Here is a 19,348-nt window from a genome sequence, read left to right on the forward strand (position 1 = left end):
TCCGGTGCTGGCCCGGCGGCCGTCGCGGTCGGGCGCCGTCCCCGGGCGGACCCGGCAATCCACCGCCCGGACCCTGGGGCCGGTCCCCGGCCGGACCGGCGTCAGACGACCATGGCCTCGTCCAGCTCGCCCAGGGTGACCCAGCGCCGGATCTGCTCGGCGCTCATCCCGTCCAGGCCCATGTCGGCCAGGGTGCGGCCGCAGCGCCAGTAGTCGGTGCCCCGCAGGGCCCCGGCCAGGTGGATCACGCTGTCCATCACCGGGGTGGCCACGCCCAGGCGGCGCCCTAGGGCGGCCATGGGCACCAGGCTGGCCGGCACGTCCTCATCGAGGTAGCGGTGCTCCAGGGTCGACGGGGCCCCGATGCCCTGGTAGGCCGGATTGGCCTGGACGGCTTCGTAGAGGCCGGTCCCCCAGGCCCCGTACACGTCGGCCAGCCACTGGCGGGCGCTGCGCAGCTGCAGGCCGAGGGCGCGGGCCACGGCCAGGCGCTCGGCGTCCAGGGCCTCGACGACCCGGGCGACGGCGGGCGAGATGCCCTGCCGATAGTACTCGAAGGGCTCGCCCGATTCCACCCGGCCGGCGTTGAGCAGCAGCGGGGCCGGGTGGAAAACCGCCCCGATGTTGTCCAGGCTCGTCTCCAGGACGCTCTCGGCCGGGGCGAAGAGCGGCAACACGTCCCGCAGCACGGCCAGCAGCTCGGCGTTGCGGGCGGCCGGCAGGGCCGCCGCCCGGACCTGGCGCTTGAAGCCGTAGATCCGGACTCGGGCCGGCCCCGTCACCCGGCTGGCGAAGAGCAGGGTCTGGGCTTCTCCCACCAGCACGTCGGCCCGGTTGCCTGCCTCCCGCAGGGCGGTGTGGAAGGCCAGGGCGCCGCCGGTCCGGCCGGGGTGGAGGACCACCACCTGGCCGTCGTCCAGGTACGGGGCGCACCAGCGGGCCACCTGGCGGTGGGCGGTGGCCGGGACGACCACCATCACCAGGCGGTACCGGCGCAGCTCGGGACCGATGGTGCAGGCGACGCGTTCCACCGGCCCAAAGCCTCCTACCTCTCCTTCGAGGAAGATGCCGCCGGCCGCGGCGATGGGTTCCAGGGGGGCCGCCGAGCGGTTGTAGAGGGCGACCCGAAAGCCCAGCAAGCCGAGATAGGCGGCCATCGCCTGGCCTCCGTGGCCTGCACCGATGACGGCGACGCGTCGCACGCGCACGCAAGGTCCCTCCTTCCCGGAACGGGGCGATCCGCCCCGGTTCCTCTGACACCGCTGAAGACCGGCAGGTCGCACCACGCACGACCGGTAGGGCCCGGCAGGGCCATCGAGGGCCGGTAGGGCCCGGCAGAGCCAACGCGGGTTGGAGCGACTGGCACCGGAGGACGCCGGATCCGGACCGGCCCCGCGGGGATCTGCTTCCAGATCCCGGCGGGCTGGCTTCGCCCGCCGGGACGGCAAGACCCCGCTGTCGCCGGCCTCCCCGGCGCCGGGCGATGGGCCTTCACGGGCCCCGCGGGCGCCGGGTTCCCACCGGGGATGGGGACGAACCGGCGCGGCAGGGGCACGAACCGGCCCGGCGGCGGCCGGCGGGCCGGCGCTGGCCACCCGGACGACGGGTCGCGCCGCCGTCCTGTCGCGGGCGGCGGGAGCCACCACCCGGACCGCGCGACGATCCTGGTGGCACCAGGTCGCTGGGGGGTCGGTGAAGCAGGGCCGGCAGGCACGGAGGGCGCCGTGGTCGGGACGGCTGCGGGCGCCTGGGGCGGTCACCCGGGTCCCCGCCCCACAAGAACGCCCCATCCAGGCCCCCTGGCAGAGCCTCCGGCTCCTGCCCTCGCATCACGGGAGAAATCGGAAACCGACGCTTGACCGGTTGACGCCCGGCGTTCGACCCCGTCCCTGGCTGGCGGTTGGCTGGCGCTGGTGTGACGATCCGCAAGCCCGACGGCGGGAGCGGGGAAGCGTGGGAAACGCAATGGTATTGTATGCAAGTTGAGGAAGGGCTGTCAAGGCGAAAGGCGACGCGGAGGGTGGCGGCGAGGACGACGGGGGACCGGGCGTCTCAGCGGCTGGGAGCCGGCCGCCGATGACCCCCGTCCGCGGCCCCGGCGACCGGCTGCGAGGCCCCCCGGCTGTTCGGATCGGCGTTCCGGCCCCCATCGCCGCCGCTGCCCTGGCCGCCCGGGCCTCCGTCTCCGGCACCGCCGCCCAGCCCACTCTCGCCACCCTGGCGCCCCTGTCCCTGCTGGCCCTGGGCGCGCCCGCTATCGGCCCCGTTCCACTGGGAGGTCGCCGCCAGGAGCTGTTCCATCTGCTGAGCGATGGCCTGGCTCTCGCTGATGACCTGCCGCAGCTTCCGCAGGTTGTTCTCCATGTCCTGCCGCAACTGCAGGTGGGCGCTGATCAAGCTCAGGGCCGGGTTCCGCCCGCCGGGCAACCGCCCGGCCGCGCCCGGGCCCCCCTCCTGACCGGCGCCGGGGCCCCCGCCGTCGGCGCCGTTCTGGCCGTCCCCCGCGGCCCCGAAGGCGCCGGTTCCACCCGCCTGGTCCGGAACGCCGGGCGCCACCGGCCCAAAACCGGCCACCTGCGCCATCGCGGGCGGCATCACCGGGGGCACCATGCCCATGGCTGGGAAGGCCCCCACCCCCGCCGCCGGAACCGGCATGGCGGCCGCCCTCGCACCGGCACCGCCGGGTCCCATCCCCCACCCTGCCAGCGCCGGCATGGCCGCCGCCATCCAGGCGGGCGGCCATCCGGCGAAGGGCGCCCCGGGGAAGACGGGCCCACCGGCCGGCCCCTGGAACCACGCCCAGCCCGGATCGGGGGCCCCCCCGAATCCGTTGCCGTCCCCGCCCCCGTGCCCCGGGCCCCCCGGTCCGCTCTCTCGCCGGGCCCCGGCGCCACCGCCGTCCCGGCCGCCCTGACCCTCGGCCCCCTGGCCGGCCAGGCCGGCCAGGGCCTCGAGCCCGCCGAGGCCCCCCTGGGGAGTCGGATCGGCCCTTCCGGCCCGACCCGCCCCCTGCGAGCCCCCGGCGGGACGTGCCCCACCGCCGGTCTCGGCGCCGGGCCGCCACGGGGTGCCGGCGCCGGCTTCGGCCCGCGCGGCTCCGCCTCGACCGAGCCGGCGGATGCGCGGTCCGGTCCCCGCCTGGTCACCCGCCTTGCGGCCGTCCGGGTATCCGCCACCGGCCCCGCCCGGCCAGCCACCCCAGGCGCCGGCACCGGGTCCAGCCCCGGCGCCCGTCGCCCAGGAGACAGCCCCCCAGGGCACCATGCCCCAGGAGCCGCCGGGCGTGACGGTGCCCGGCGGAACGAAGGGCCCTCCGGGGATCGCGGGCCCGCCCGGGGGGCCCGGGGGGACGACGGGCCCCCCGGCTCGACTAGCCGCCGCCCACCCGGGGACCGCGGCCCCAGGCCCACTCCAGCCCCCCAGCACCGGGGTAGGAGCCGGGGTCGCGGCCATGGGTGCTCCCGCCATCGCCCCCCCGGTCCCCGACGCCCAGCCGCCCTTCGGCTCCCGGCCGGCTGCGTCCCAGCGCCCCGGCACGACTCCTCCGGCCTGATCACCCGGCCCGAAGGCGGCCGTCCCGCTGGGACCCGAGGGGAGCCCGCCGGCGCCAAACACCCCGGGAACCGCCCAGGGGAAGGCGCCCCAGCCCGCCACCTGCCAAGGGTGCATCCCGCCCATGCCCGCCATCACCGTCTCCTCCACCGCCCCTTCGCGGGAGCCGCCCTCCCGCCGCTGGTGCTCCGGCCCGCGTCGCTCCCGGTTGGCCGGTGCCGTTTCGCCGGCGCGAGGAACCGGCCCAGGCAGCCCGCCGGCCCCGGCCACCGGCGGGGGCATGGGGCCCTCCGCGGCCGCCTGCTCGTCCCGGTGGAACCCGTCTCCGTCCCCACCGGAGCGGTCCCGCGGACCCGCCGGTCCCGGGCCGCCCGCTGCACCGCGAGCCCCACCCTCTGCAGCCCCTTCATGGGGGTGCTGGCGGCCGCGGTCCCCCCGGGGGTCGCCGCCCGCTCCGGCCGCTCCCTGGTCCCGGGACCGGCCCCCGGAGGCCGGGCGCCCCTCGGCCCGCCCACCGCCGGTCTCGTGGCCAGTGATCGCCTCGAACTGGTCTTGCAGCCAGCGCCGCGCCTCCACCAGGGGCCCGGCGTCCCGGTGGCGCTGGCCGCCGCCCGTCGGGCTGCCGGTCCCGGTGCTGGTGCCGCGGCCCTCGGATCCTCCGCCCGCCTTCGGGGCCCGCGGGCCGGCCTTCCCGTCCCGGGAGCGGGGACCACGCCGTCCCTGGGCCCGCCGGGCACCTTCCGGCCCCGCCGGCCGTGTCGGGGCTTCGGGCTGCGGCTGCACGGCCGGCGCCAGGGACCCGGCGGCGGCCACCCGCGGGCTGGCGCGGAAGCGGGCCCGCGGCCGGGCGGCCGGTTCGTCCGCGCCGGGACGGGGGTCGAAGGGCACCGCCGGTCGCGCCAGCGCCGCCGGCGTGAGGAGGGACGGCCCGGAGACGGCCGCCCCTCCGGCCGCGGCCTGGTCCACCGGCCCGCCGGTCCCGCCCCGCGGCGGGACGATCCGGCCCCCGGCGCCGGCCGGGGCCGCATCCCCTGCGCCCGGGGTCCTGCTGCCCTGGGGGCCTGGGGCGGAACCGGCACCCGGGCGGAACGGCCCGGCGCCGTCCCCTTGTCCCCCTGTCGGCCAGCGGCCGCCCGCGTCGGACGGCACCTTGCGCCAGCGCAGCCTCCGTGCCACGGACCGCCCTCCCGTCGCCTCCGTCGCCTCGTTCCGGCCGCTATTCTTCCCGCCCGCCCGGAGCCATAGCCATCGCTGCCCGCCCCTGGCGGCGCTGCCACGGCCCGGGCCTCTTTGCGGCGGGGCGCCCCAGGCCCCGCCGGGGCTGCATAGCCCGGGAGGCGGCGCATACCCATGGGACGGGTCGGGGAGGTCCCCCCGGTAGCCGCCTCCGCCGAAACGTGACGCCCCCGCCAGATCCGGACCCCGGCTGCGGTTGGCCCGGTCGAGGGCCGGCCCGCCGCAACACGGGTTCCTCTGCGGGCCCGCGGCCGCCAGCCGCAGCGACCCACCCGACCCACCCCGGTTGCCGGCCGCCGGCCACCAGCCGGTGCCGACCCGGCGGACCCGCGCGGTGGAGGGATCGACGTCGTGAGCCCGCCAGACCGGCTTGACCGGCCCCAGCCCGGACCGCGCTCGCCCACCGGCCGGTCCGGAGCGGGCCCTTCCCACCCCCACCCCGGACCGCCCGGCCCCCCGGGGGGCGGCCTCACCCAGAGGCGGCTGCGCCGGTGGGCGCTGGTCGGCGCAGCCGTGCTGGTCACCGCCATGCTGGTCCGGTACCTGGGCGCCGGCGGCCTCCTCGGGGGCCCGTTCGTCCCGCCGGGCAGGATGGTCCAGGCCGAGCTGGCCTTTGCCTGGCCCGAGTACCCGGGTCGTATCGCCCTGACGCCGGCGGAGCGGCAGGCGGTGGCCCGGGCCCTGGCCCGCACCCGCCCAGCGGCCGGCGGCGCAGGCCGGCCGGTGCCCCCGCCGGGCCCCCACTTCGCCTACTGGGAGCTCCGCTTCACCGATGCCGCCGGCGCCCGCCACCGGGTGCTGGTGTCCCCCGACGGGCGCTTCTACGACCCCCGCCGCGGCTACCTGGACCGCACGGGGCTCCTCTGGCAAGCGCTCGCCCCCGTGACCCGCCGCCTCGCCGGCAGCTTCTTTGGCGAGCCCCTGCCCTGGCCGGAGGTCGACCGGCTCTGGCCGTGGGATGCGGTGGCAACCCTGCGCGACCTGGAGACGGGCCGCACCCTGCGGGTGACCCGCTACGGCGGCTACCAGCACGCCGACGCCGAACCCCTGACCCGCCAGGACACGGCCGTCCTGCGGGCCCTCTACGGCGGGGCCTGGAGCTGGCGCCGGCGGGCGGTGGTCCTGGAGATCGGCGGCCGGCGGATCGCCGCATCGATCAACGGCATGCCCCACGGTGATGAGGTGGTGGCCGGCAACGGGTTCGACGGGCACTTCTGCGTCCACACCCTGGCCGCCACCACCCACGTGGGCGACCGGGTCGACCCCGGCCACCACCTGATGGTGCTCAAGAGCAGCGGGCGGCTGGTCGAGCACCTGCGGGCGGCGCCGCCCCACGCGGCGGCCGCCTGGCTCTGGATCGCCCTGGCCAATGGCGACGTGGCGACGGCCGCCCACATGGTGACGGACCCAGGCGACCCGGGATGGAACGCCCTGGCCCACCGCCTGGCCCAGATGATCCAGTTCGTCGAGGTGGAACGGGCGACGACCCTGACGGTCCAGGGCCCCCGGGCCCGGGTGCGGCTCGAAGGGACGGTGTACTACGCCGGCGAGCACCCGGCGGCGGCCATCGCGGTGACCTGGCCCATGCGCCGGGAAGAGGGCTTCTGGACGGTGGCGGCGGCCGACGTGGCGGACCTCTTGCCTCCACCCCGCCCGCCAGGGCCGGAGACGGCGGACGAACCGGCCCCCGGCGCTGGGCCGGATCCCGCCGGCACCAGGGCCGCCCCTCAACAGCCGTCCCCCGTGGGGCGGGCCCCGGCGGCAGCCTTCGCGGAGCCGGGCAAACCGGGAAACGCGCCGGCACCCGGGGCGGCGCCCGGGGCGGCGCCCGCCAGCGTGCCGTCCCGGGGCCCCGGGGCCGCCGGCGATCCACCCCCGTCCTGGCTCGGCTGCGGCATCGCCGAAGGCCTCCTAGAGCCTTATCCCCACGGCCGGTGATCCCGAACGGGTGCCGGGTGGCCCGGGCCCGCCGCGGGCCGGTCTCGCCGGACCCCGCCCCGCCGGTCCGGGCCGTGCCGGCCCCCTCGCGGCACCGGTTCGGACCCCTCCCCCTGCGTCCTCGACCCAACCCCCTGCACCCTCAGCGCCCCTTTCGGGAATCTTCAGCAAAGGTAGGGCTTCGGCGGCAGGAAGCCGGCCCGTCACAGCCTAAGGAAGCCCGTGCCACGCTGTCCCGGGACGGGCCTGCGCCCGCGGACCTCCCCCAGGGAGCCGCCGAGGCGACGGCGCCGGCCCGGACCCGGACGACAAGGAGGTCGACCCGATGACCAGCCGGCCACCCCACGACGGCGCCGCTGCCGGTTCCACCCCGGCGGCCGCCACCCCGGCCGGGCCGGCCCCCGCCCAGCCGGGCGACGGCAAGGGCGGGCCTTCGCCGGCCCGCGCCGAAACCGCCCCGCCGCGGCCTGCGGTCGATCTGGCGGCGCTACCCACCCTCTACCCGGCTCCCATCCCCCAGGAGGGGCTGGAGAGCGGGCGCGTCCTGCTGCGGGACGGCACCGCCGCCACCCTGCGCCCGGCCCGGGACGACGACCGGCCGCTGGTGGCCGCCTTCCTGGACCGGGTGTCCGACCACTCCCTGATGCGCCGCTTCTTCGCCGGGGAATCCCGGGAGGCCGCGGTGGAAAGCCTGCTCCAGGTCGGCCCGCCGGACGAGCGCTACACCCTGCTGGTCCTGGTGGGCGACCCCGACCACCCCCGCATCGTGGCCAGCGGCACCTATGTCCGGGAGGACCGGGAACCCGACAGCGCCGAGGTCGCCTTCCTGGTCGAGGACGCCTATCAGGGCCGCGGCCTGGGGACGCTGCTCCTCGAACGGCTGGCCCTGATCGCCGCCCGCCACGGGATCCGCCGGTTCGTCGCCTGGACCCAGCCGGACAACCGCCGCATGCTGGAGGTCCTGCGGGCCAGCGGGTTCGAGGCCGCCCAGCACCACCGGGACGGCTACATCGTGGTCAGCCTGGACGTCCAGCCCAACCCCGAGAGCGTCGAGCGCAGCGAGATGCGGGACCGCATCGCCACCGTGGCCTCCCTCCGGCCCCTCTTCCGGCCGCGGGGGATCGCGGTGGTCGGCGCCTCCCGGGACCCGGGCAGCATCGGCTACCGGATCCTCGAAGCCCTGGTGATGAACCGGTACCAGGGGCCGGTCTACCCGGTGAACCCCAAGGCCGGCGTCGTCGGCTCGATCCCCGCCTACCCGTCGGTGCTGGACATCCCCGGACCGGTGGACCTGGCGGTGATCGCCGTACCGCGGGACGCGGTGCTGGACGTGGTGGACCAGTGCGGCGCCAAGGGGGTGCGGGGCCTGGTGGTGATCACCGCCGGCTTCGCCGAGACGGGGCCGGAGGGGCGGGCGCTCCAGGAGCGGCTGGTGGCCAAGGTCCGCGGCTACGGCATGCGCATGGTCGGGCCCAACTGCCTGGGCCTGATCAACACCGCGCCGGACGTGCGGATGAACGCCAGCTTCTCGCCGGTCTTCCCGCCCTACGGGCGGGTGGCCATGTCATCCCAGAGTGGGGCGCTGGGGCTGGCCATCCTGGAGTACGCCCGGGACCTGGGCCTGGGGCTCTCCACCTTCGTCAGCGTCGGCAACAAAGCCGACGTGTCGGGCAACGACCTGATCCAGTACTGGGAAGACGACGAGGACACCGACCTGATCCTGCTCTACCTGGAGTCCTTCGGCAACCCGCGGCGCTTTGCCCGCCTGGCCCGCCGGGTCGGGCGCAAGAAGCCGATCCTGGCCGTCAAGGCAGGGCGCACCGCCGCCGGGACAAAGGCAGCGGGATCCCACACCGCCGCCCTGGCGGCCAGCGACACCGCCGTGGAAGCCCTGTTCCGCCAGGCCGGGGTGATCCGCGCCGACACCCTGGAGGACATGTTCGACATCGCCGCCCTGCTGGCCAACCAGCCGCTGCCGGCCGGTCCCCGGGTCGCCGTGGTGACCAACGCCGGCGGCCCCGGCATCCTGGCCACCGACGCCCTGGCCTCGGCGGGGCTGGAGGTGCCCGAGCCCTCGCCCGCCACCCGGGAGGCGCTGCGCCGGCTCCTCCCGGCGGCGGCCAGCCTGGGCAACCCCATCGACATGATCGCCTCGGCCACCGCCGAGCACTACCGGGCGACGCTGCAGGCGGTGCTGGCCGACCCGGTCTACGACGCCGCCCTGGTCATCTTCATCCCCGTGGGGCTGGCCGACGTGGACGGGGTGGCGGCGGCGGTGCGGGAAGCGGTGGCCGAGGCGCGGCGGGCCGGGCACCAGAAGCCCGTGCTGGCCTGCTTCATGAGCACCCGCGGCCTGCGCCAGCCCCTGGCCGTCGGCGACGAGCGGATCCCGTCCTACCGCTTCCCCGAGTCGGCCGCCCGGGCCCTGGCCAAGGCCTACGAGTACGCCCGCTGGCGGCAGCGGCCCCTGGGCCGGATCCCCGATCACCCGGACCTGGACATCGAACGGGCCCGGGCCATCTGCCGGCAGGTGGCCGCCCGGGGCGGGGGCTGGCTCACGGCCGAAGAGGTCGACGGGGTCTTGGCCGCCTTCGGCTTGCCCCTGGCGCCCAGCCGGTTCGTCCGGGATGAGGAGGGGGCGGTGGCGGCGGCCCGGGAGCTGGGCTACCCCGTGGTGGTCAAGATGGCCTCCCGGACCCTGGTGCACAAGACCGAGTGGGACGGCGTCCAGCTGGACCTGGCGGACGAACAGGCGGTGCGGGCCGCCTGCCGCGGCATCCGGTCGCGCCTGGCCGCGGCGGGGCGGGAGGACGAGCTGGATGGCTTCGTGGTGCAGCCCATGTTGCGGGGCGGGACCGAGCTGGTGGTCGGGGTCACCGAAGACCCCCTCTTCGGCCCGCTGGTGGCCTTCGGCCTGGGCGGCGTGCACGTGGAGATCCTGAAGGACGTGGTCTTCCGCATCACGCCCCTGACCGACGTGGACGCGGCGGAGATGGTCCGCGGCATCCGCGGCCACCGCCTGCTGGAAGGCTACCGGGGTCATCCCCCGGCGGACCAGGCGGCCATCCAGGACGTGCTCCTGCGGATCTCCCGCCTGGTGGAAGAGGTGCCGGAGATCGCCGAGCTGGACATCAACCCGCTCAAGGCGTGGGAGCCCGGCCGGGGCTGTCTGGTGATCGACGCCCGGATCCGGGTGGAACCGGAACCCGGGGCGGCGGCAGGCCCGGCCCGAGGGCAGGCCGACGCGGCGGGCCAGGGGGCGCAGCCCTAACGCCGGCAGAGCGCGCCCGGGAAGCCCCCAGGGGCCCGGCGACGGGCCCGGCGACCGCGGGCAAGGGGGCCACGGACGGCTGAAGCCGCCGGCCGTGGCCCCCGCCGGGCCGGCCGGCCACGGGGCCGGCGCCGCCCGCCCTTGCCGCCGCCTTGTCCCGCGTGCCCCTAGACCCAGTCCGGGGCCGTCATTCCGCCGTCACCATCAGGACGCCGCTGCCCCCGGGTTCCGGCTCCCGCCGGACCCAACCCTCCGCCTCCATCCACTCCACGTGGCCGTGGACCTCCGACAGGGCCAGGAGCAGATGGCCCGGGTCGCCGCGCCCAAAGAGGTCGACGGCCAGGCCGTAGAGGGTGGCCCGCCCGCCGCGGGCCTGGAGGGCCTCCAGGATCTGCCGGGCCCGGTCGGCCATGCCCGCCAGGCGGCGGTCGATCAGCTCCCGGTGCCCGGCGAAGGGCTCCCCGTGGCCGGGCAGGCAAAGCCGCACGGGCAGGGGCCGCACCCGGCGCAGGGAGCGGCGGTAGTCCACCAGGCTGCGGGGCGGCTCGGGACGAACCGGCCGGCCGCGTTCGTCCAGGGGCGGCGGCTCCAGCAGGGCGTTGGACGAGATGGCGGGCAGCAGGTGGTCGCTGCTGATCAGCAGACCGTCCCGCTCCCGGTAGAGGCAGACCTGGGACTGGGCATGGCCGGGGGTGTGCAGGACGAGCCACCGGTCATCGCCCATCTCCACCTCGTCGCCGTCCTCCAGCCAGCGGGCCACGGGCACGTCAGGCTCTGCCGCCATCAGGAGGTGAAGGCCCTGCAGCATGCTGCCCGCCAGGCCGGCGGGGACCCCGGCGGCCCGTCCGAAGGCCTGGAAGAAGCCGGCCCGTTCCGGATCCTCTCCGCCGCGGAAGTGGCGGGCCCCCCAGCGGTGGGCCAGGACCGGTGGCTGTTGCCGCCCCGGCCAGCGGCGCAGCAGGCCGAAGTGGTCGGCATGGGTGTGGGTGATCACCACCTGGGCCAGGTCGTCCCATCCCAGACCGGCGGCGGCCAGGCCGGCTTCCAGGGCCTCCCGGCCGCTGCGCCCGCCGGGCCCCACGTCGATGAGGGTGGGGACGCGGCCCAGGACGACGTACGCGTTGACGTCGCCCACCGCGAAGGGGGTCGGGATGGTGATGGCCAGGATGCGGTCGTCGATCCAGCGGCACCGGGCCGCGGGGGTGGCGGCCGGCGCCTCGGCGCCCTTGCCCGGGGTTGCCATGGTCCGTGCCTCCTCGTCGATGGCATCGTCGCGGGTGGGAGGGGATCCTCCCGGGTGGGAACGCCAGCGGCCCCCGGAATGGGCGCGGGCGGGAGCCCCCGGGCTCCCGCCCGCGCCCTCGGGCTCCCGCCCGTCGCCTCCGGGTGGACCGCCTGCGGCGCCGCGCCTCAGCGGGTCGCCAGCGGGTAGCCCCCGGCCTCCAGCACGGCCCGGGCCACCTGGCGCCCCAGGGCGACCTGGTTCACCGGCTCCCGCCGCAGCAACCGCCGCACCACGCCCAGCTGGATCTGCAGGGTGTCGCCGCTCTCGATGGCCGCCAGGGCGTTGCGGGCGATGATCTCCACCCGGTCCAGGCTGCCGGCCACGAAGAGCCGGGCCAGGTCGGCGTGGATCCCGGTGCCGCCGGCCTTGAGCGCCCGCAGCACGGCGCTCTCCATCGCGTAGAGCTCGATGCACAGGTCGGCGATGGCCGCCAACAGCTCCTGCTCGTGCTCCAGCTGCTGCATGTACTTCTGGACGGCCAGCCCGGCCACCATCAGGCCCAGGCGCCGGGTGTTGGCGATCAGGGCCTGTTCCTCCGCCAGGGGACCGGACGCCGCCTCGCCCGCCGGGCCCAGGGGCGACATCTCCGTCAGCTCCTTCTGGACCCGGGTGAGCGCCTGCATCAGCGGCAACTGGCCCTTCATCGTCCGCCGCATCAGCTCGCGGGGGATCAGCAGGCGGTTGATCTCGTTGGTCCCCTCAAAGATCCGGTTGATGCGCGCGTCGCGGTAGGCCCGTTCCACCTCGTACTCCTGCATGTAGCCGTAGCCGCCGTGGATCTGGACGGCCTCATCGACCACGAAGTCCAGGGTCTCCGAGCCGAAGACCTTGTTGATGGAGGCCTCCACGGCGTACTCCGAGATGGCCGCGATGGCCTGCCGGCCCGCGTCGGCCGCGTCGCCGTCGATCTCGCTGAGGCTGGCGTCGAAGGCCCCGGCCGTGCGGTAGACCATGGCCTCCAGGGCGTAGGTGCGGGCGGCCATGGCGGCCAGCTTCTGCTGGATCAAGGTGAAGTTGGCGATGGGCTGGCCGAACTGCTTGCGCCCCTGGGCGTACTGGGTCGCCACGGCGATGAGCTCCTTGCACGCGCCCAGGTTGCCCGCCGCCAGCTTCCAGCGGCCGATGTTGAGGATGTTGAAGGCGATGTGATGGCCCTTGCCCACCTCGTGGAGGACGTTCTCCACCGGCACCGGCACGTCGTTGAGGTAGAGGGTGCGGGTGGAGGACCCCTTGATGCCCATCTTGCGCACTTCCTCGGAGACCGACACGCCGGGGAAGTTGCGCTCCACGATGAAGGCGGTCATCTTGTCGCCGTCCACCTTGGCGTAGACGACGAAGACGTCGGCAAAGCCGGAGTTGGTGATCCACTGCTTCTGCCCGTTGAGGATGTAATGCTTGCCGTCGGGCGAGAGGGTGGCGCGGGTCTTCCCGCCCAGGGCGTCGGAACCCGCATCGGGCTCGGTCAAGGCGTAGGCGGCGATCCACTCACCGGTGGCCAGCTTGGGCAGGTAGCGGCGCTTCTGCTCCGGGTTGCCGAAGTAGACGATGGGCAGCGTGCCGATGCCCGTGTGGGCGCCGAAGGTGACGCCGAAGGAGCCCGCCGGCGCCAGCTTCTCCACCACCAGGGTGGCCGTCGCCTTGTCGAGGCCCAGGCCCTCATAGGCGGCCGGGATCTCCACGGCCAGCAGCCCCAGCTCGCCGGCCCGCCGCAGCAGGGCGACCGAGTGCTCGTGGTGCCCGTGCTCCAGCTCGTCGATCAGGGGCCGGACTTCCTGCCATGCGAAGTCCCGGGCCACCTGGCCGATCATCTTCTGCTCCTCGTTCAGGTCCTCCGCCGTGAAGATGTCTCCCGGCGCCGTGGCTTCCACGAGGAAGCCCGCGCCCAGCGGCTTGCGCCCGCGGGCCTCGCCGCCCGCCGGCATGGGCTGCGCATCCGCCATGCTCCTCATCCCTCCCAAGGCTCTTGCCGGTTCCAAGGTCTCCGGGGTCCCCGGGTCAGCTGGCGAATTCGAAGACGCCCGCCGCACCCATGCCGCCGCCGATGCACATGGTCACCACGCCGTAGCGGGCCTTGCGCCGGGGCGCCTCGTGCATCAGGGTGACCACCTGCCGCGCCCCCGTGCAGCCCAGGGGATGGCCCAGGGCGATGGCGCCGCCGTTGACGTTCACCCGGGCGGGATCCAGCTCCAGCTGGCGCACCACCTGGATCACCTGGGCGGCAAAGGCCTCGTTGAGCTCGATGAGATCCACGTCCTGCAGCCGCACCCCGGCCATCTTCAGGGCCTTGGGCACCGCCACCACGGGACCGACGCCCATGATATCCGGGTCGACCCCGCCCACGGCGAAGCTGCGGAAGACGGCCTTGACGGGCAGCCCGCGGCGCTGGGCCTCCTCGGCCGACATGACGATCACCGCCGCCGCGCCGTCGTTGGTGGGCGACGAGTTGCCCGCCGTCACCGTGCCGTCCCGGCGGAAGACCGGCTTGAGCTGGCCCAGGCGCTCCAGGGTGGTGTCCCGGCGCACGCACTCGTCGGTGTCGAAGGTGAAGGTCTCCTCCACCTTCTTGCCGCCCTCGATGCGAACCCGGCGCACCGTGACGGGCACGATCTCCTCCTGGAACCGGCCCGCGTCGATGGCCGCCGCCGCCTTGCGGTGGCTCTCCAGGGCCCAGCGATCCTGGTCCTCCCGGCTGACGCCGAAGCGGCGGGCCACCTCCTCGGCCGTGTGCCCCATGCCCATGTACACCTGGGGGTACTCGGCCACCAGGGTGGGATTCAGGGACGGGTTGTGCCCCATCATCGGCACCCGGCTCATGGTCTCCACGCCGCCGGCGATGACGATGTCGGCGCCCCCGACCATCACCCGCTCGGCGGCGATGGCCACCGCCTGCAGCCCCGACGAGCAGAACCGGTTCACCGTGAAGCCCGGCACGTTGGTGGGCAGCCCCGCCCGGATCGCCGCGATCCGCGCGATGTTCAGCCCCTGCTCGCCCTCGGGCAAGGCGCAGCCCAGGATCACGTCGTCGATCTCGCCCGGCTCGATGCCCGGCGCCCGCTCCAGCACGGCCTTGATCACCAGGGCGGCCAGGTCGTCGGCCCGCATGTCCTTGAGGGCACCCTTCTGGGCGCGGCCGATGGCCGTCCGGGCCCCGGCTACGATCACCGCTTCCCGCATGCCTCTCACCTCACTCCCGAGGGTCGTGTCAGTTGCGCAGGGGCTTGCCCGTCTTGAGCAGGTGCTGCATCCGCGCCTGGGTCTTGGGCTCGCCCACCAGGCTGAGGAAGGCCTCCCGCTCCAGGTTCAGCAGGTAGTCCTCGTCGACCTCGGTGCCCGGCGGCACGTCGCCGCCCGCCAGGACGTGGGCCAGCTTGCGGGCGATCTTGAGGTCGTGCTCGCTGGCGTAGCCGCTCCAGTGCATGCTGGTGGCGGCCAGCTCCAGCAGGGCGCGGCCGCTGTCGCCCACCACGGGGATGCGGCGCCGCACCGGCGGCCGGTAGCCCGCCTCGTCCAGGGCCAGCACCGCCCGCTTGGCCTCGTAGATCAGATGGTCCGGGTTCGTCACGATGCGGTCGGTGTTGCGGAAGAACCCGAGCTGGCGCGCCTCCGCGGCCGAGAGGGCGACGCGCGCCGTGGCGATCAGCTCGAAGACCCGGTTGACCAGCACCTGAAGGTTGACCCGGCCCATGACGTCGGTGGTCGCCGGCCCCGGGGTCTGGGCGTACTTGCCCGAGAACACCTCCGGCACGTTCTCGATGGCCCGCAGCAGCATCTCCTTGGTGCCGCCGCCGCCGGGGATCACTCCCGCGCCCACCTCGACCAGGCCGATGTAGGTCTCGGCGCTGGCCACCACCTGGTCGGCGTGGAGCGCCACCTCGCAGCCGCCGCCCACGGTGATGCCGTAGGGCGCGACCACCACCGGCCGGGCGGCGTACTTGAGCTTCATGTTGGCGTACTGGAACCGGCGCACCATGGCGTCGATCTCGTCCCACTCGCCCATCTGGGCGGCCAGCAGCATCAGCATCAGGTTGGCGCCCACGGAGAAGTTGGGCTTGACGTGGCTCGAGATCACCAGGCCGCGCCAGTTGGCCTCCACCTCGGCCACCGCCTTCTCCACCATCTGGATGAAGTCGGGGCCGATGGCCTGCTTGGGCCCGTGGAAGTCCAGCAGCAGGACCTCGTCGCCCAGGTCGACCAGGGTCGCGCCGGTGTTGCGGTCCACCACCCGATTCCGCTTGAGCAGGGCGGGCACGTCGATGGCCCGCGGGTCCTCGTCCACCGGCACGTACTCGCCGCCGGCCGCCAGGGCCAGGGTGCGGCCGTCTTCCTCCACGTAGAACCGGCCCGGGCCGTTCTTGATCGCCTCGACGAGCCAATCGGGCAGGCGTTCACCGTCCTGTTCCATCCGGGCCAGGACCGCGGCGGCACCCAGGGCGTCCCACAGCTCGAAGGGCCCCGCGTTCCACCCGAAGCCCCACTTGATGGCCCGGTCGATGCTGGCCACGTCGTCGGCGATCTCCCCCAGCTTGTTGGCCGCATAGGCCAGGCTGCGCCGGGTGATCTCCCAGGCGAAGCGCCCCGCCACGTCGTCGGCGGCCAGCAGGGTCTTGATCCGCTGCAGCGGGTCCTCGATGGCGCGCACGGCCTGCAGCGACGGGGCCTGCAGCCGGCGCCGCGGGCGGTACTCCATGGTCGCCGGGTCGAGGACCAGGATCTCCCGGCTGCCGTCGGGCTGCTTGACCCGCTTGTAGAAGCCCTGGCCGGCCTTCTCCCCGGTCCAGCCGCGCTCCACCAGCTGGCGCATGAACTCGGGCAGGGTGAAGGCGGCCTGTTCCTCCGGATCCTGGACCGCCGCCCGGGTGTTGTCGGCCACGTCCTTCATCACGTCGATGCCGACCACGTCCAGGGTGCGGAAGGTGGCGCTCTTGGGCCGGCCCATGTTCTCGCCGGTGATCTCGTCCACCTCGTCGGGACCGAGGCCGAACTCCTGCATCGCCCGCACCGTCACCATCAGCCCGTAGCAGCCGATGCGGTTGGCGATGAAGTTGGGCGTGTCCTTGGCCAGCACGACCCCCTTGCCCAGAATCCGCGTGGCGAAGTCGCGCATCGCCTCCACCACCGCCGGGTCGGTCTCGGGGGTCGGGATCAGCTCCAGCAGGTGCAGGTAGCGCGGCGGGTTGAAGAAGTGGGTCCCCAGAAACCGGCGCCGCGCCTCCTCGGGCAGCGCGCTGGCGATGGCGCGGATGGAGAGCCCCGACGTGTTGGTGCTGTAGATGCCGCCCGGCCGCAGATAGGGAGCCACCCGCTGCCAGAGCTGCTGCTTGATGGGCAGCTGCTCCAGGACGGCCTCGACGACCCACTCCGCCTCCCCCAGGCGCTGGAGGTCGCCCTCGTCCTGGAAGGACCCCGGGCGGATCAGGTCGAGCACCTCGCGGGTGTAGATCGGCGACGGCTTCAACTCGGCCAGCCGCTGCTTGGCCTTGTCCACCAGTTCCCTGGACAGGTCGAACAGGTCGACGGGAATGCCCTGGTTGGCCAGGTGTGCGGCGATCTGGGCGCCCATGGTGCCGGCGCCCAGCACCGCGACCCGGCGGAAGACTACCGGCATCGCGTCCCCTCCCATCGTGCTCCGGCCGCCCGCCGGTGGGTCGAACCGGCCGGCCGCCCTCCTCGTGGCCCCGCCCGCGGCGCCGCGCGAAGCCCTGGCGCCGGCCCGGCACGGGGCCGGGGCCGACCGACCGGTCGGTCGGGTCATGGGTGACTTCGACGGCTTTGCTCAAATCCCTTCGCAGGGCGGGTGGTGTTTTCGCCCGGTCCGGCACGCATCCCGGCGGACGGGTTCACCGCGGGCGACCGGGGCGGGTCGCTGGCGGCCCCACCGCAACGGCCCCTGCCGGGTTATAGTGAGGACGGGGCGCCGGACCCCTGGGTCCGGGGCTCCGTCCAACGGGAGGGTCCTTCTTGAACGGCCTCGTCCTCGCCGCCGTCGTGAACGAGCTGCGCGGGCTTCTGCCCGCCCGGGTGGAGCGGGTCTACCAGCCCGACCCCCACGTCCTCCTGCTGCGGCTGTACGCCGGCCGGGAACTGCACCTGGTGATCGGCGCCGACCCGAACCTGCCCCGGTTCCACCTGACGGCGCGGCCGCCAGCCAACCCGCCCGCGCCGCCCGCCTTTTGCATGCTGTTGCGCAAGCACCTGGAGTCCCTGCGGCTGGTGGGCATCCACCAGGGGCCGGCCTTCGACCGCTGGCTGCGCCTGGACTTCGCCGCCCCCGGTCCGGACGAACCGGCCCGCCGGCGGCACCTGGTGGTTGAACTCTTGGACCGGCACGCCAACGCGGTGTTGCTGGACGGCGAAGGGCGAATCGTGGACGCCCTGCGGCGGGCCTCCGGCGGAGCCCGGAGCCTGTTACCCGGAAGCCCGTACGAACCACCCCCGCCGCCCCGTCCCCTGCCCGCGGGCGATCCGGCTGCCGCCGGGCGCCAATGGCTCGACGCCCTGCAGGCCCCCGGGGACCCGGAGGGCCCGGCAGCGGCCCGGGGCCGCTCCCAAGGCCCCCGCCCGGCCTGGCGCCGGCTGCTGGCCCAGGTGCCCGTCCTCGGCCGCGAGCTGGCCCAGGAGGCCTTGCGCCGGGCCGCTCTCGACCCCGAAACGGGTCACCCCCTGCCCGGGGGTCACCCGGCTCCCGCGGGCGGGCCCGCCGGGGCGGGTTCGCCCGCGGCACCGGCCGCCGGCTCGCCCGGTGCCGAAACCGCGCTGGGCCAGGCGGTGCTGGGCTGGATCGACGCCGCCCGGCAGGGCCGGTTCGACCCGGTTCTGGTGCGCGACGCCGAGGGAACGGCCGTGGCCCTGGTCGCCTTCCCGGTGGCCCCGCCTCCCGGCGGCCAGCTGGAGCGGGATGAAGGGGGCCGGGTGTGGCCCCTCTGCGACCGGTTCTACCGCGAGCGGCTCGATGCCTTGGCGGAGCGCCAGTTGCGCCAGCAGCTGGAGCGGGTCCTGCGCGACGCCCTGGACCGGGCCCGGCGCCGCCTGGAAGCCCGGGAGGAGGACCTGCGGCGCATGGAGGACGCCGAACCCTACCGCCTCTACGGCGAATTGCTGACCGCCTTCGCCGGCCAGGTCCCCCGGGGCGCCCGCCAGGTGGAGTTGCCCAACTACTACGACGCCCAGGCGACGCCCATCGCCATCCCGCTGGACCCGGCCCTCAGCCCGCAGGAGAACGCCCAGCGATACTTCCGCCTCTATCAGAAGGCCAAGCGGGGCCGGGAGCAGGCGGCGGAGCTGGTGGAGGCTGCCCGGGAGGAAGTGGCCTATCTGGAGTCGGTGGAACAGGCCCTGGCCGAGGCAGCCAGCCCGGGGGACCTGGAGGCCATCGCCGGGGAACTGGCCGAGCAGGGGTACGCGCCGGCCTTCGCCCACCTGGCCGCCGGCGGGCCCGCCCCCGATGGGGCGGCCACGGTCCGCTTCGGTCCCCGGGGCCGGCGGGACGGCGGGGCTGGGGCCCGGGGCCCCCAGGGCGGTGGATCCCGGGCGGGCAAGCCGGCCCGCGGCGCGGGGGCTGCCCCCGTGGACGGGTCGCTGGCAGCCGGCGGGGGCTCCCGCCCGCCGGGCACCGGGGAGTCCGGGTTCCTCCGTTACCGCGGTCCGGGAGGCGAGCTGATCCTGGCCGGTCGCAACAACCGGCAGAACGATGCCCTGGTCACCCGGGTGGCGAACCCGTGGGACATCTGGCTCCATGCCCGCCAGGTCCCGGGCTCCCACGTCCTGCTGCGCCTCGCCCACCGGGAGGCGGCCCCCTCGGCCGAAGCCCTGGAGGCGGCGGCGCGGGTCGCCGCCTATCACAGCAAGGCCCGCGGCTCGGGGCGGGTGGCCGTCGACTACACCGAGGCCCGCCACGTGCGCAAGCCCAAGGGCGCGCGGCCCGGGTTCGTCCGCTACGAGCACGCCCGGACCCTTTTCGTTCCCCCCGACCCGGACGGGCTGCCGCCCCGCATGGACGTGGGCGGCGCCGGCGGCGGTTCGTCAACCGGCGCCAAGGCGTGAACCGGTCAAGGACGGCGGGAACCGGT

General features: G+C 75.4%; 9 protein-coding genes. 3 read left to right on the top strand and 6 right to left on the bottom strand.

Annotated features, from left to right (window positions below):
* Window positions 1-101: 101 nt before the first annotated feature.
* A complete protein-coding gene (locus tag ACYQ02_RS02855; RefSeq protein ID WP_460038923.1) occupies window positions 102-1,208 on the bottom strand; it encodes an NAD/NADP octopine/nopaline dehydrogenase family protein in 1,107 nt (368 codons plus the stop codon).
* Window positions 1,209-2,052: 844 nt separating this feature from the next.
* Window positions 2,053-4,728: a hypothetical protein gene (locus ACYQ02_RS02860; RefSeq protein ID WP_460038924.1), complete on the bottom strand. Its 2,676-nt coding sequence runs from the start codon at window positions 4,726-4,728 to the stop codon at window positions 2,053-2,055.
* 411 nt (window positions 4,729-5,139) lie between these two features.
* Between ACYQ02_RS02860 and ACYQ02_RS02865 the strand changes: the two genes are divergently transcribed.
* The gene (locus tag ACYQ02_RS02865; protein ID WP_460038925.1) at window positions 5,140-6,726 is read left to right on the top strand and encodes a hypothetical protein; all 1,587 of its coding nucleotides are present in this window, start codon (window positions 5,140-5,142) and stop codon (window positions 6,724-6,726) included.
* Between the two features lie 325 nt (window positions 6,727-7,051).
* Complete coding sequence (locus tag ACYQ02_RS02870) at window positions 7,052-9,997, top strand: bifunctional acetate--CoA ligase family protein/GNAT family N-acetyltransferase (RefSeq protein ID WP_460038926.1); 2,946 nt, start codon at window positions 7,052-7,054, stop codon at window positions 9,995-9,997.
* Between the two features lie 187 nt (window positions 9,998-10,184).
* Here ACYQ02_RS02870 and ACYQ02_RS02875 read toward each other — a convergent pair whose 3' ends face one another.
* The 4 genes from ACYQ02_RS02875 to ACYQ02_RS02890 form a co-directional block, all read right to left on the bottom strand.
* Window positions 10,185-11,240 carry an MBL fold metallo-hydrolase gene (locus tag ACYQ02_RS02875; RefSeq protein WP_460038927.1) on the bottom strand — a complete coding sequence of 352 codons (1,056 nt, stop codon included), beginning with the start codon at window positions 11,238-11,240 and terminating at the stop codon, window positions 10,185-10,187.
* Between the two features lie 167 nt (window positions 11,241-11,407).
* A complete protein-coding gene (locus tag ACYQ02_RS02880; protein ID WP_460038928.1) occupies window positions 11,408-13,222 on the bottom strand; it encodes an acyl-CoA dehydrogenase family protein in 1,815 nt (604 codons plus the stop codon).
* 55 nt (window positions 13,223-13,277) lie between these two features.
* Window positions 13,278-14,456: a thiolase family protein gene (locus ACYQ02_RS02885; RefSeq protein WP_460038929.1), complete on the bottom strand. Its 1,179-nt coding sequence runs from the start codon at window positions 14,454-14,456 to the stop codon at window positions 13,278-13,280.
* A gap of 28 nt (window positions 14,457-14,484) precedes the next feature.
* On the bottom strand, window positions 14,485-16,887 hold the full coding sequence (locus tag ACYQ02_RS02890) for a 3-hydroxyacyl-CoA dehydrogenase/enoyl-CoA hydratase family protein (RefSeq protein WP_460038930.1): 2,403 nt from the start codon (window positions 16,885-16,887) through the stop codon (window positions 14,485-14,487).
* A 353-nt stretch (window positions 16,888-17,240) separates the two neighbouring features.
* Between ACYQ02_RS02890 and ACYQ02_RS02895 the strand changes: the two genes are divergently transcribed.
* Entirely contained in the window at window positions 17,241-19,322 is a 2,082-nt protein-coding gene (locus tag ACYQ02_RS02895) for an Rqc2 family fibronectin-binding protein (protein ID WP_460038931.1), read from the top strand.
* Window positions 19,323-19,348: the final 26 nt, after the last annotated feature.

It is taken from the genome of Thermaerobacter litoralis (genome assembly GCF_054654595.1).

What these genes read in the sequence shown, in the direction of transcription:
- ACYQ02_RS02870 (WP_460038926.1), top strand. Translation starts at nt 7,052, where the DNA reads ATGACCAGCCGGCCACCCCACGACGGCGCCGCTGCCGGTTCCACCCCG.
- ACYQ02_RS02875 (WP_460038927.1), bottom strand. Translation starts at nt 11,240, where the DNA reads ATGGCAACCCCGGGCAAGGGCGCCGAGGCGCCGGCCGCCACCCCCGCG.
- ACYQ02_RS02880 (WP_460038928.1), bottom strand. Translation starts at nt 13,222, where the DNA reads ATGGCGGATGCGCAGCCCATGCCGGCGGGCGGCGAGGCCCGCGGGCGC.
- ACYQ02_RS02885 (WP_460038929.1), bottom strand. Translation starts at nt 14,456, where the DNA reads ATGCGGGAAGCGGTGATCGTAGCCGGGGCCCGGACGGCCATCGGCCGC.
- ACYQ02_RS02890 (WP_460038930.1), bottom strand. Translation starts at nt 16,887, where the DNA reads ATGCCGGTAGTCTTCCGCCGGGTCGCGGTGCTGGGCGCCGGCACCATG.